Annotated in this window: 11 protein-coding genes and 1 pseudogene; 9 read left to right on the forward strand and 3 right to left on the reverse strand. The window is 62.8% G+C overall.

The features are described from left to right. The 6 genes from VSR34_RS16240 to VSR34_RS16265 all read left to right on the forward strand — a co-directional run. Nucleotides 1-186: hypothetical protein (locus tag VSR34_RS16240; RefSeq protein WP_342962928.1), on the forward strand; the 186-nt coding region annotated here is incomplete at its 5' end. Between the two features lie 563 nt (nucleotides 187-749). After that, on the forward strand, nucleotides 750-1,982 hold the full coding sequence (locus VSR34_RS16245; protein WP_342962929.1) for a hypothetical protein: 1,233 nt from the start codon (nucleotides 750-752) through the stop codon (nucleotides 1,980-1,982). Nucleotides 1,983-1,998: 16 nt separating this feature from the next. Then, the gene (locus VSR34_RS16250; protein WP_342962930.1) at nucleotides 1,999-3,231 is read left to right on the forward strand and encodes a hypothetical protein; all 1,233 of its coding nucleotides are present in this window, start codon (nucleotides 1,999-2,001) and stop codon (nucleotides 3,229-3,231) included. 194 nt (nucleotides 3,232-3,425) lie between these two features. Further along, on the forward strand, nucleotides 3,426-3,875 hold the full coding sequence (locus VSR34_RS16255) for a hypothetical protein (protein ID WP_342962931.1): 450 nt from the start codon (nucleotides 3,426-3,428) through the stop codon (nucleotides 3,873-3,875). A 3-nt stretch (nucleotides 3,876-3,878) separates the two neighbouring features. Next, nucleotides 3,879-4,565 carry a C39 family peptidase gene (locus VSR34_RS16260; protein ID WP_342962932.1) on the forward strand — a complete coding sequence of 229 codons (687 nt, stop codon included), beginning with the start codon at nucleotides 3,879-3,881 and terminating at the stop codon, nucleotides 4,563-4,565. An 8-nt stretch (nucleotides 4,566-4,573) separates the two neighbouring features. Beyond that, nucleotides 4,574-5,290 carry a hypothetical protein gene (locus tag VSR34_RS16265; protein ID WP_342962933.1) on the forward strand — a complete coding sequence of 239 codons (717 nt, stop codon included), beginning with the start codon at nucleotides 4,574-4,576 and terminating at the stop codon, nucleotides 5,288-5,290. Between the two features lie 55 nt (nucleotides 5,291-5,345). Here VSR34_RS16265 and VSR34_RS16270 read toward each other — a convergent pair whose 3' ends face one another. Next, on the reverse strand, nucleotides 5,346-6,791 hold the full coding sequence (locus VSR34_RS16270) for an acetate kinase (protein ID WP_342962934.1): 1,446 nt from the start codon (nucleotides 6,789-6,791) through the stop codon (nucleotides 5,346-5,348). A 339-nt stretch (nucleotides 6,792-7,130) separates the two neighbouring features. On the opposite strand from VSR34_RS16270, the pseudogene gltA reads away from it, so the two are divergent. Beyond that, nucleotides 7,131-7,271 (forward strand): annotated as a pseudogene (gene gltA / locus VSR34_RS16275) (citrate (Si)-synthase); the annotation flags it as partial. A gap of 229 nt (nucleotides 7,272-7,500) precedes the next feature. On the opposite strand, the gene VSR34_RS16280 reads toward gltA, so the two are convergent. Continuing rightward, nucleotides 7,501-8,340: a glycosyltransferase gene (locus VSR34_RS16280; RefSeq protein ID WP_342962935.1), complete on the reverse strand. Its 840-nt coding sequence runs from the start codon at nucleotides 8,338-8,340 to the stop codon at nucleotides 7,501-7,503. Next, the gene (locus VSR34_RS16285) at nucleotides 8,337-9,599 is read right to left on the reverse strand and encodes an oligosaccharide flippase family protein (protein WP_342962936.1); all 1,263 of its coding nucleotides are present in this window, start codon (nucleotides 9,597-9,599) and stop codon (nucleotides 8,337-8,339) included. Before VSR34_RS16285 ends, VSR34_RS16280 begins: the two co-directional genes overlap by 4 nt. Nucleotides 9,600-9,847: 248 nt before the next feature. Here VSR34_RS16285 and VSR34_RS16290 point away from each other — a divergent pair, with 248 nt between their 5' ends. Both VSR34_RS16290 and VSR34_RS16295 read left to right on the forward strand, forming a co-directional pair. Then, nucleotides 9,848-11,242: a phosphomannomutase/phosphoglucomutase gene (locus VSR34_RS16290; RefSeq protein WP_342962937.1), complete on the forward strand. Its 1,395-nt coding sequence runs from the start codon at nucleotides 9,848-9,850 to the stop codon at nucleotides 11,240-11,242. Nucleotides 11,243-11,471: 229 nt separating this feature from the next. Beyond that, nucleotides 11,472-12,719, forward strand: a complete 1,248-nt coding sequence (locus VSR34_RS16295) for a glycosyltransferase family 87 protein (RefSeq protein WP_342962938.1) — start codon at nucleotides 11,472-11,474, stop codon at nucleotides 12,717-12,719. Nucleotides 12,720-12,792: the final 73 nt, after the last annotated feature.

Raw genomic sequence — 12,792 nt, forward strand, 5'->3', positions numbered from 1 at the left:
CAGGCGGCCTTCAACGACCGCCTCGATGACCTTGACCCGCTCGAGTTCGCGCATGCTTGCCGTGATCAGCTCACGTCCGTTCATGGTTCGCCCCTGGTCGACGCCTCACGCGAGCGTGCGCGTCAACCGGGACAGGAATCGGACATTTCTAATGAGCCAGAACCGGACATTTCTAAAAAGCCGTAACAAATGACACTTTTGTTAAAATGCGTTATGTGCAAATTGCGTACTTCATGGTTAATAAACTCCTATCCTTAGAAGGAAGCGGATGGCGATGCTTAGTTAAAATCAGGAGGCACGTAGAAGATACGTTTTCATGGATATTCAAACGGCTCATTCCGGCTCGACAGCAATCGCTGCAAATAGTGGGACACAGCCCCCGCAAGGCCTTCAGGCCGGCAAGCTGAATATGTTATTGAACGAACCGACACCGAAGCGATAATAGGGTAGATCAAAACAGATACGTTTTCCGGATCCGCTAATCAGCATTAAAAAAACGACGCATCAGTCTGAATTTAAAGATCTTTGCTGTTTTCGCTGTCCACTGAAACAGGTGCAATGCCCGTTTCAATGTTGCATTAGAGAAACATAAGACGTCGGTGAAAACGCTTTCATCGGGCACCACCCGCCAACTCTGGTCAGTTTCCCCTTGTAATTCAAAGACTTGCGCGCATGGCACTGCCTATGCATCTGCGGCCGCGGATTGGTGCACTTTGCCAACCCATCCCCCGGCTCAACAGGAGGTTCCTATGCGCAAGACAATACTGGCGTCCGCTGCGGTCCTCGCTTTAGGCTTCAGCGGTTACGCAATGGCAAATCCATGCAGTGATAGCGACAAATCCTGCGACCAGCAGTCGAAAAGCGGTGCCAACTCGCTAACCAGCAGCGCGGCGTCGACACAGTCCTCAACCTATGGCAGTAACGCCAACGAAGTCGCCTCTGGGGCATCCGTCTGGCAGAACAGCAACAACAGCACGAAGGTTGTCGCATTGAGCAAGCTCGACGGCTACGTCTCGGGTGTCAGTGTCTACGGCATTGGCAACCAGGCCGGCAACTGGGGCAGCGCAGCAGGCGGCGCCGGTGGCAAGGGCGGTAACGGCTATGGCGGCGCCGGCTTTGGCGGCGACGGCGGCAACGGCGGCAAAGGCGGCAGCGGTGGCAATGGCGGCAGTGCGCACAATGGCAGCGCTACGGCCGGAAACGCCACCAATGGCGGCGCAACGGCTGGCGACGGCAACGCGGGGAACGGCGGCAGGGGCGGCAGCGCACACGCCGGCGGAACCCAAGGCGGCAACGGCACCGGCAGTGGCGGCTGGGCTGGAGCCGGTAGCCTCGCGGCTGGCGGCCTGGCTGTTGGTCATGGCGGCAATGCTAGCGGCAGTGGCGGCGACGGCGGCAGCGGTGGAGACGGCGGCAATGGCGGTGGCGCTCATGCGAGCCACCATTCAACTGCAACCTCGACATCGGCTGGTGGCGCGGGCGGGGCTGGCGCAGCAGGTGGCTCAGGCACCGGCACCGGTGGCGCATCCACCGCTAGCGGCGGCGCGGGCACGACCGGCGCGAGCACGGCAACGGCCGGCGTTGGCACGGGCACCGGCGGTGCTGGCGGCGCGGCGACGGCGTCGGCGGGTGCAGGCGGTGCCGGTGGCACGGGCACGGGCGGCAGCGCGACGAACGGCGGCGCAACCACGGTGGCCAGCAACGGCAGCGCAACCGCGGGCGTTGGCGCGGCAGGCGCGGCTGGCGGTGCAGGCGGTGCAGGCGGTGCGGGTAATGGCGGCGTAGGTAACGGAGCGGTCGGCGGTGCCGGCGGCGCCGGCGGAAGCAACACCGTCAATGCAGGCACCTTCGACATGGCCAATACGATGACGGGTGCGGCCCAGTCCGCAGCAGGCATCGTGGTCATGAACCAGAACAGCGGTATGGCTTCCCTTGTGCAGCAGGCGGTTACTGTGCAGGCGAACCTGACCGTTGGCCACTAGCCAGCAGGAGGCTCTCATGCGAAGAACTCTATTGGCGACGGCCGCGGCGCTGGCTCTTGGGGTTAGCGGGTACGCGATGGCGAACCCGTGCAGTGACGGCTCATCGTCCTGCGACCAGAAGTCGACGTCCGGTTCGAACACGCTGAACAGTACCGCAACGTCGAGCCAGACCGCGACCTATGGTGACAACGCCAACGAGATCGCGTCGTACGCCAACCTGAAGCAGGATTCCTTCAACTCCACGAAGGCGGTGGCACTGAGCAAGCTGGACGGCTCGGTGACAAAGCTGGGAGTTGCAGGGATCGGCAACCAGGCTGGTAACTGGGGCAGCGCTGCGGGTGGCAATGCCGGCAGTGGCGGCAAGGGCTACGGCGGCAAGGGCTATGGCGGCGACGGGGGCAACAGCGGTGCTAGCGGCAGCGGCGGCAATGGCGGTACCGCGATGAACGGTAGCGCCAAGTCCGGTGACAGCAAGAACGGCAGCGCGACGGCCGGCGATGGCTATGGCGGCAAGGGCGGCAACGGCGGCAGCGCAAGTGCTGGCGGCACCCAGGGCGGAAATGGCTCTGGGCGCGGCGGTAGCGCAGGTGCTGTTGGTGTCGCGTTGGGCGGTTTCTCGGCAAGCGCAGGCGGGAACGCCCACGCGTACGGCGGCGATGGTGGCTCGGGCGGTTACGGCGGCGACGGCGGTGGTGCGTGGTCGAAGAAATCGTCTACCGCGACTGCCACGTCGGCGGGTGGTGCTGGCGGCGCGGGCGGTGCTGGAGGTTCGGGCACTGGCACGGGCGGCGCAGCGACTGCCTCGGGCGGAGCAGCCACAACCGGCGCGACTGCGGCAACAGGCGGAGCGGGCAGCGGTACCGGCGGGAACGGCGGTGCGGCGAACGCAACGGCTGGTGCCGGCGGTGCAGGCGGCGCGGGCAATGGCGCAAGCGCCAGCAACGGCAGCTCGACGACGGCGGCCAGTAACGGCAGCGCAACCGGTGGCAACGGTGCGGCAGGTGCAGCGGGCGTAGCCGGTGCAGCGGGTGCTGCTGGTAATGGAGGCGTCGGCAACGGTGGGACGGGTGGTGCTGGAGGTGCAGGTGGCGCCAACTCCGTCACTGCTGGCACGTTCGACATGAGCAACTCCATGACCGCCGCAGCACAATCGGCAGCCGGCATCTCTGTCATGAGCCAGAACAGTGGCATGGCATCGCTGGTGCAGCAGGCCGTTACCGTACAGGCGAACTTGACTGTCGGGCATTGAGCAACTGCTTCGTTGAAGCGTGTATTCCCGGGGGGTATGTGCCGTGGGGCGTGCAGCCGGGCGCTCCACGGCGTTTTCCCAACGCCCGTGTGAATGACGTTGCCGCTGCTTTTCCGGCAATACGCGAGGCGGGTTCTCAGACTTCCGGATCCTGTGTGGTCGATGCCGGCTGCACATAGGCCAAGGAGACGTCCATGCAAATGCAGAAGAGAGTTTCGCTGCTCGTTGTTCCCCTTGTGATTGCACTGCAGGGTTTGACCGCTTACGCGGCGGACGATGCGCAATCATCCTCACACCCTGCGCAAGCCGATGCGATCGCCGCGAGCCCGGCGCCGGGTGGTGCTGAATCCATGCCGTCCGCAGCGACGCCCGCGTCAGCTCAGGACTCGCAGCATGTGAGCTTTGGCGTTGCGATGACGGATCAGCAACTGGACGAACGTCGCGGCGGCGATGTACTGGTTGGTCAGAATTTTTTGAACGGCACGCTTTCGGATAACGTCGCGAACAAGGTGTCGACGGGCTCGAACACGATCAGCGACGGCTCGTTCGCGAGTTCGAGCGGCTTGCCCACCGTCATCCAGAACACCGGTGCGAACGTGCTGATCCAGAACGCCACCGTGTTGAACGTGCGTTTCGGGAACTAGGCAATGAAGCGTATTGCAGCGTATCTCGCATTCGCTTGCGGGTTCTTTCTGCCGGCGGCACACGCGGATCCCATCGACGTGACGGATCCGTCGGGCGGGTATTACTCGCTGCACGTGACGAGCCTGAAGGAGGCCCGCTTCAAGCGGACCATCAGGCAGCAATACGACTTCAGTTGCGGTTCGGCGGCCGTGGCAACGCTGCTGACGTATCAGTACGGCACGCCGGTGACCGAGCAGCAGGCGTTCGTCGAAATGTTCCAGAACGGCAATCAGGAGAAGATTCGCCGGGAAGGTTTTTCGCTGCTCGATATCCGGAACTTCCTGATGTCGCGCGGCTTCGAAGCCGACGGCTATGAAGTCCCGCTCGAAAAGCTCAACGAGACCAGCACACCCGCGATCGTTCTGATCATCGAACACGGCTACCACCACTTCGTGGTCGTCAAGGGCGTGCGCAACGGACGGGTGCTGATCGGCGATCCGGCCACCGGCACGCGGGCGATCTCGCGGGAGAGCTTCGAGGAAAAGTGGCAGGACCACGTAGTGTTCGTCATTCACAACAGGCATGAATTGGCGAGCTTCAATGATCCACGTGACTGGCATGTCGCGCCGGACGCGCCGCTCTATACCGGCATTCCGCATGACAGCCTGTTCAACGTGCTCATACCGAAACTCGGTCCAGGTGAATTCTGAGGATAACGATGAAATCCGGGCACCTGAAACTGGCCGGCGTTGTCACGGTGTTATGTGGCAGCATGTCTTCGTTCGATACAGGCGCGGCCCTGAGCGATTCGCCGGCGATCGCGACCGGCCAGGTCATGACGATGCAGGGCGCGCCGCAAGACGCGGCCGACGCAACCCATGAGGCGAACGCGCCTGTGCAACGCATCGAGGCAACGGCGCCAGAGTACGCACCCGAGCCGATGCAGGCGCATGCTCAAGAGGACGTCGCAACCCCTCCACGCGAAGCGCGCGCGGACGATGCCGATCCGGCGTGGGCGTCCGCCGATCTCGTGGCGGTGAGCGAGACCCGGCTCGACGACATGCGCGGTGGGTTCGACTTGCCCTCAGGTCTCGTGGTGTCGTTCGGCATATCGCGAGCCGCGTTCGTGAACGGCAATCTCGTCGCGCAGTCGAGCTTCAACATTCCGGATATCGCCAATATGACGACTCAGCAAGCGCAGATGCTTGCGAGTGCCAATACTGGCGCGCTGGTTCAGGTCGGCCCGCACAACTCCGTGCAACAAGGCGCGCTGCCTGGCCTGACTGGCGCGGTGATCCAGAACTCGTTGAACAATCAGCAGATTCAGGCGCTGACGACGATCAATACGGGCGTGAACTCGCTTGGCGCGTTCAAGGCGATGAACGTCCTATCGACGTTGAATAGCGCGCTCGCCGGCGTGGTGCGTCCTCGCTAGCCGCGGCAGCGCATCGCATCGTAGTCGCGGCGGCGGCGGCGAAGGTTTGGGGCGGTCAGAAAGACAGCGGCACACGCAGCGTGAGCGTGAGGTCGGGTGTGTCGCGCGTGAGGCCGGCGCCTATCGAGAAGTTGAGCGTGGTGTGAGGCGACAGGCGATACGAATAGCCGATCAGCAGCGTGGCGAGGACGACGCGCACCGAGCCGGGCACGGTTTGTCCGTTCTGCGAGGTTGGCAAGACGATGCTCTGGTCGTAACCGATACTGACCGACGCCTTCTCGTTCAACGAGAGGCCCATGCCGATATTGAATCCCCAGACATCGCCCGGCTGGATCTTGCCGAGGAACTCTGTCGCGCCATTGAGCAACGTGAGACTTTCGTCCTTGCCGAAGCTGTGCAGGTAGCTGAAGTTGCCGAAGAACACGACCGGGTCGGTCGGGAAGAGCCACGTGAGGCCAGGCTGGATCGCGAGGAAACCTGAGCCGGTCGGTTGCTGCAGCGGCAGGCCCGTGTTGGCTGTCGTGCTTGCAACACACGACACCACGCAATCGGTCACGACGTCGAACGGGCTCTTGCCCGTTGCCGTCTTGAAGCGCAGCCAGCCGACATAGTAGAACTTGTCCGGACCGCCTTGATTGAACTGATAGCGCAGCGTCATTTCCACATCGCCGATGCCGTGGCCGCTGCTGCTGATCGAGGTATTTGCGGCGGTACCCGCGAACGGCTGACGCGTGATGACATCGTTGGTCTGGTACACGTACGGCACACGGACTTCGAATTCCAACCGGTTGGTGATCCCGTAACGGAATGCGGCGCCGCCTGTCAGCGTGGTCGTTTTCACCTCGTTGATGTTGATGAGCCCGATCAGAAGCGCCGGAATGATCGTGTAGCCAACGAGTGAGATCTGGTTTTGCGACGCGTAGCCGAACTGGAAGTACGGCTCGACGACGAACGTGTGGCGTGGCGTGAGCACGCCTGGCTGGTCGAAGATCGGCGCGACGGCGGGTGGGCGCGAGTCCGCGACGGGCGCCTGGCCGACCGGCGTGGCCGGGGCGCCTTGCTGGGACGCGTTGGCGGCATTGGCGCCCGCGTTCTGGTTGCCCTGCGCGGCGGCCCCGGATTGCGGGCTCTCGGGTGCGCCGACCTGCACCGCCTCATCGGCCTGGACTATCTGCGCGGCGGTGGTCGCGCCACCCGTTGCGGCGGCACCCACCGGCAAGCCGTTGGTATCGGTGCCACCCGTGGCGCGCCTGCTTTCCAGCTGCCCCGCGTTGAGTGAACGGCTGAGCCGCTGAAAGTTCGCCTCTTCGTCGGCAAGCTTCTGTTTGAGCGCCTGGAGTTCCTTCAAGCGCTGATCGACTTCGTCGCGTAGTGCCTTTATGTTCGCCCGGTCTGCCTCTGCGGCCTGGGTTTCAAGCGACTGTCCATAGGTTTCGACGCTGAATGCCAGGAGCGCCGCGTAACTGATCGCGCGTATGTGTCGAAGTCGCACACACTTCATGGGTGTCTCCATGTCACTTCTATTTATAACCATCGACAACAGACTGGTGTCTGCGACCTATCACCCTTTGCCACAGGTGCAGGGCACGGACAAGAACCCCCACGACACGTCACAATGCATCAACATCGATGAATACTCGATCTTGTGCGCGAGCGCATCGACAAACCCCTGTGTTTTGTCATCAGGAGCAGGGTTGCGATTGCGCCGGTCATTGCGCCAATCATTGCGACGACAGACCCATAAAGACTAGTGCAGGCGCGCTTCAAATTCCAGCATCGGCGCTTTAGCGAGGTCTCGGTGATTCGCACGCTCACGTGGCGATCGACACATCGATGCGGCGCGAAGTTCTTGCGCACGATGTTTTCGAACCCATGCGCATGATACAAAATGAATGATGTGCTCGTCCGTGCGCTCGACCGCATGCGAATGCCGCATGCCGGCTCCGATCGGAACGCGTGGAATTCGACGATGCGTCTGGCGGTTTGGTCGAGGGCGTATACGTTTGCTTATCGGCGCGGAGGCCGGAGCGCCGCCGGCATGACGTGTCTGTGCGGCTTCGCACATTGCGCTGCGAAGGAGGTTACGCCGCTCGAATGCGCGCGGTGACACGTTGGCGACATCCATGGAACGGGAAGGCGCGGCGTGGAGTCCGAGATCGCTGCACGGCGAAACTTGCGCCGCACAGCAGAGCCCGCAGCGCTTTGCCTTGCTATGCGCCGCCAGCGAACAACGCCCGCTTCATCTTGTGCAAGGTGCGCCAGGGCGTGACGAAGTGCAGCAGGCTCTTCGCTATACCGGCCCAGTCGCGCCAGTTCAGCACGTTCAGGTAGCGCAGTTGCAGGCGCAGTGTGGAGACGATCTGCCGCCGCCGCTTCGTTGCGCTGATGCCGCCTTCATTTAGTTCGTAGTACAACCCAAGTTCCGGCAGATTCGCGCACTCGTAGCGTTCCATGAGACGCAGGAAGAGGTCGAGGTCCTCGGCGGCCGGATATTGCACGCGATAGTTGCCCACGGCGAGCACGGCATCCACGCGCAGCATCACCGAAGGATGCACGAGCGGCGAACGCAGAAGGCGCGTACGCCGCAGCGTATGCGCGTCGGCGCTCGGGCGCAGCATGAAGAGCGGTTCGCCCGCGCGATTGACCACCTGGGTCCAGGTGCCCAGCGCCGCGAGCGCGGGTTCGGCGTCCATGCGCGCGCGTTGCTTCGCGAGGCGCTGCGGCGCTGCGAGATCGCCCGCGTCGATACGTGCCGCGTAGCGAAAGCCGCGCGCCGCGAGCGCTTCGATGCCCGCCTGCAACGCGCGCTCGATCCCGCCGTTCTTCGGCATGCGCAAGACTTCCACGCACATGCCCGGCACCTCGGGTGCGACGACGGGCGGCGTGCTGCCGTCGTCGACGACGAGCGCGTAAATGGTTGCGTCCTCATCGAACGAGGCAAGCGTGCGAGCGACGTCGTCCTGACCGTTGTATGCGGGCATCAGCACGGCGACATCGGCGAGCGCGCCTTCGCGCGCCTCGCTCCCCGGGAGCGCGGCGGAATTCATCATGAAACGAGCTTCAATCGGATGTAATAGAGATTCACGCAGGCGGCCGCGAGATAGCCCGCCGCGAGACCGCACAGCGCACCATATGAGCCGAGCCACGGGATCGCCATGAGATTCACGGCGAACGCCACGGCGAGCGCGAGCAGCCATTTGGCCAGCAGTACGAATTTTGCCTGGTACTTGAGCACGACGAGGTTGCCGATGGCTTCGATCCCTGCGGGCACCGAAAGCCACACGGCCCAGCGGAAAATGCCGATGGCGCCTTCATAGTCCGGCCCGAACACGCGGCCGATGATGAAGCCCGCGAGCGCATCGAGCACGAGCGCGCCCGCCACCATCAGCGCGGCCGTCATTGCGAAGAGGCGCACGAGGTTGCGGCGTAGCTGCGCGGTCTGCTGCACACGGTAGACGAAGGCGGGCGCGATCGTCTGCGAGAGCATGAGCGCGAGCGTGATCCAGTTCTCGTTGAGCTGCTGCGCGGCGGAGTAGCGGCCGAGATCGGCGAACGAGATCGTGCGCTCGAGCATGAGGCGATCGAGCTTCAGGAACAGGTACATGCAAATGAGGCCGAGCCAGAAGACCGTCCCCGCGCTCGCGAAATGCCTGAACAGCGAGCCGTCCACGTGCCAGCCGAGCTTGCCGCCGTGGCGGTGGCGGAAGTAGAGCATGAGCACCGCGCCGATCGCCGCCGATTCGAGGGCCCACAACCAGCCGAACGCGGCGGGCGCGAACGCGGCGCGCACGAGCAGGTACACGAGCAGCGCCTTGATCACGGCCGTCGCCATGCTCGTGAGCAACTGCGGCCTGCTATACGTCATGCTCTGGAGCCAGGCGTTGATGACGCCCACGAACGGCTCGCGAAACAGCATCGTCACGGCGAGGCCGGCGAGCATCGCGCCGACGAGCGGATCGGTCACGCCGAGCGCGATGCCCGTCCACGTGACGAGGAGCGCCGCCGCGGACACGCCGATACGCAGGGCGAACGCGCTGCCGAGCACCGTGCCGAGCTGCTCGGGCGGTCTGTTGACGATGGTGGGCACGAGAATCTCGGCGCCGCATACCCAGGTAATGGGCGCGAGCACTAGCAGGAGCGTGTTCGCGTACTGCCACTTGCCGAATACGTCGGGGCCGAAGTAGCGCGCGAGCACGCCGCTGATGGCGATGGCCACCGCGATCTGCGTGACGCGTTCGAGGCCGAGCCAGACGATGTTCGCAAGCGCGCGGGCGACGTCGGGATTGCCGAAGCGCTTCAGGCTCAGCATCGCGCCTCGCCGTGGCGGCAGGCGCAAAAAGTGGGGCAGGCACGGGCCGTGCGCAATTTCTCCGCCTTTTTTGGCGAATATTTTGGCGGTAAAAGGAAACGGCGAAGCATTAAAATGGGTGCACACCACTGCCGGAAAACGGCAATTATAGTTTGTAACGGATCCCCCTCTCGGTAACGGCAGGAGCTTTCAATCACCTGTCGATGCGACGAGCAGACCCGAATCCTCATCAGGACGTGAGCTTCCACATGATTTCGAAATCGATCTTCAAGGCATATGACATTCGCGGCGTGATCGGCAAGACGCTCGACACCGACACCGCGCGCGCCATCGGCCGCGCCTTCGGCAGCGAGGTGCGCTCCCAGGGCGGCGACGCCGTGGTGATCGCACGCGACGGCCGGCTCTCGGGTCCCGATCTCTCGCGTGCGCTGGCCGACGGCCTGTGCGAGGCCGGCGTGGACGTGGTCGACGTCGGCATGGTGCCCACGCCCGTGGGCTATTTCGCCGCTAGCGTGCCGCTCGCGCTCGTGGGTGGCGAGCGCAACGTGGACTCGTGCATCGTCGTGACGGGCAGCCACAACCCGCCCGACTACAACGGCTTCAAGATGGTCCTGCGCGGCAAGGCGATCTACGGCGACCAGATCCTCGCGCTCCATGACCGCATCGTCGCGGGCCGTTTCGAAGCGGGCGAGGGCAGCTACACGAAGTACGATATCGCCGATGCGTATGTCGAACGCATCGTGAGCGACGTGAAGCTCGCGCGCCCGATGAAGATCGTGGTCGACACCGGCAACGGTGTGGCGGGCGATCTCGCACCGCGTCTTTTCAAGGCGATGGGCTGCGAGCTGGTCGAACTCTTCACCGAAGTGGACGGCAATTTCCCGAACCACCATCCGGACCCGGCGCACCCGGAGAATCTGCAGGATGTGATCCGCGCGCTCAAGGAAACCGATGCGGAGATCGGCTTCGCGTTCGACGGCGACGGCGACCGCCTGGGCGTCGTGACCAAGGACGGCCAGATCATCTATCCCGATCGCCAGCTCATGCTGTTCGCGCAGGAAGTGCTCTCGCGCAATCCGGGCAAGCAGATCATCTACGACGTGAAGTGCACGCGCAATCTCGCGAAGTGGGTAAAGGACCAAGGCGGCGAGCCGCTCATGTGGAAGACGGGCCACTCGCTCGTGAAGGCGAAGCTGCGGGAAACGGGCGCGCCGCTCGCGGGTGAAATGAGCGGTCACGTGTTCTTCAAGGACCGCTGGTACGGCTTCGACGACGGCCTCTATACGGGCGCGCGCCTGCTCGAAATCCTCTCGCGCGCGGCCGACCCGAGCAAGCTGCTCAACGACCTGCCGAACTCGCACGCCACGCCCGAGCTGCAACTGAAGCTCGAAGAAGGCGAGAACTTCGAGCTGATCGCGAAGCTGCAGAAGAACGCGAAGTTCACCGGCGCCGACGAAGTCATCACGATCGACGGCCTGCGCGTGGAATACCCGGACGGCTTCGGGCTTGCGCGCTCGTCGAACACCACGCCCGTGGTCGTGATGCGCTTCGAGGCCGATAACGACGCGGCGCTCGCGCGCATCCAGGCCGACTTCAAGCGCGTGATTCTCGCCGAGAAGCCGGACGCGAAGCTGCCGTTCTGAGGCTTTTGTGTACCCGTGATGCTGTCTTGAAGCGGGCTTGGGAGTAGAGAAAAACGCGGCGTCGAGCGGTCCCACCGCCCGGCGCCGCACCGTTTTTTGCACCCCGAAGTCGGCTCCAGCGTCAAATGCCGGAAACATGTTCGCTGTCACACGCTGTGTTAGACGCCGTTACTTCAAAATGCGTTGCCTGGAGGGTTTCCACTCAAAATAAGAACGATAGGAGGGGGTCTTGCGAACCGCAATCACGAATTGTCGAAGCACGACGCTGCTGACGAGGGACCGGGTAGCTCAATATTGTGCCGCGCTTTTGGTCTACCAGATGGTAGCCATCGGACTCTGGGCTGCCGGTTGCTGGGTCTATCGCGTCCATGGCGTGCCACCTCTCGGTGTTGATTTTCGTGTCTTCTGGAGCACATCATTCCTGTCGCTGCACAATGGAGCAGATGTCGCGTTTAACCAGTCACTTCTTGATACTGTCGAACGCTCAATAGCGCCGCCTAACTTCGGGCCCTGGATATATCCGCCGACGTTCCAGATGGTGATTTACCCCGTTGCTTTACTGCCTTTCCCTGTTTCCTACGCGGTCTTTGCGTGCATAAGCGTTCTTGCCGGCGTCCTCACCTGTAAGCTCGCATTGAAGGCCGACTCAGTGCCGTGGCTTTCCGTCGCCGCATTTCCTGGTGTGTGGATCTGTCTTGTGTACGGCCAAAATTCATTGATCACGCTTGCACTCGCTGCCGGTGCATTGGGCTTGCTAGACAGGCGCCCGGCACTGGCAGGAGTATGTGCTGGCATGCTGGTAATAAAACCGCAGCTTGCAGTCGTGTTTCCGTTACTCTTCCTTTGCGGTCGCCACTATCGAGCGTTCGGCGCCGCCGCGGTTACGGCGGTGCTGTTTTGCGCCGCTGCCACAACTGCCTTCGGATTGCAACAATGGCTCAGGTTTGCTGAGGCCGCCTCGTGGTTCCAATCGCAGGTGTTCACGAGCAATGTTGGGAATCTCTGGAATGCCATGCCGACCGTACTAGCGATTAGCCTCCGCTATGGATTCGACTTGAGACTTGCATACGCTATGCATTTGGCCGTTGCCTTGTGTGCATTAATCGTCACGATAAGAATTTGGCTCAGGGAACCAATCTCTCAACTCGGAAACGCCTCGGCAGTCGTTACTGCCATACTGATCCAGCCTTACCTCGTTTACTACGATCTTGCATGGCTATTGATACCGATAATTTGCTTGTATAACGACTTTAGGAGACGCGGGGGCGGTGCGCTTTGGCAGTATGCGCTTATCGCATTGGCGTGGGCGATCTTACTGCCGTCGTTCCTGAAAATCCTCTATTTCCCCAACCTTCCATGCGGTGCATTTCTCCTTCCGATTCTGTTCGGCCTGTTGGTGCTCATCGCATTACGGGCGCGTGTGAAGCCCAACAACGTAGCCTCGTATCCTGGGCATACCATGAGGGGTGTGACTTGAGCGGATTGCGGAAATGGACCCCGACAGAAGCGGGCCCCTCGGCGCCCACCACGGCAGTGTGGGTTCGCGAACG

This window comes from Paraburkholderia sp. JHI2823, assembly GCF_038900695.1.
GTDB lineage: Bacteria > Pseudomonadota > Gammaproteobacteria > Burkholderiales > Burkholderiaceae > Paraburkholderia > Paraburkholderia mimosarum.

Bases quoted from the DNA above. Each gene is read 5' to 3' on its own strand.
- VSR34_RS16290 (WP_342962937.1), top strand. From the start codon at position 9,848: ATGATTTCGAAATCGATCTTCAAGGCATATGACATTCGCGGCGTGATC.
- VSR34_RS16285 (WP_342962936.1), bottom strand. From the start codon at position 9,599: ATGCTGAGCCTGAAGCGCTTCGGCAATCCCGACGTCGCCCGCGCGCTT.
- VSR34_RS16265 (WP_342962933.1), top strand. From the start codon at position 4,574: ATGAAATCCGGGCACCTGAAACTGGCCGGCGTTGTCACGGTGTTATGT.
- VSR34_RS16250 (WP_342962930.1), top strand. From the start codon at position 1,999: ATGCGAAGAACTCTATTGGCGACGGCCGCGGCGCTGGCTCTTGGGGTT.
- VSR34_RS16245 (WP_342962929.1), top strand. From the start codon at position 750: ATGCGCAAGACAATACTGGCGTCCGCTGCGGTCCTCGCTTTAGGCTTC.
- VSR34_RS16280 (WP_342962935.1), bottom strand. From the start codon at position 8,340: ATGATGAATTCCGCCGCGCTCCCGGGGAGCGAGGCGCGCGAAGGCGCG.
- VSR34_RS16255 (WP_342962931.1), top strand. From the start codon at position 3,426: ATGCAAATGCAGAAGAGAGTTTCGCTGCTCGTTGTTCCCCTTGTGATT.
- VSR34_RS16260 (WP_342962932.1), top strand. From the start codon at position 3,879: ATGAAGCGTATTGCAGCGTATCTCGCATTCGCTTGCGGGTTCTTTCTG.
- VSR34_RS16270 (WP_342962934.1), bottom strand. From the start codon at position 6,791: ATGAAGTGTGTGCGACTTCGACACATACGCGCGATCAGTTACGCGGCG.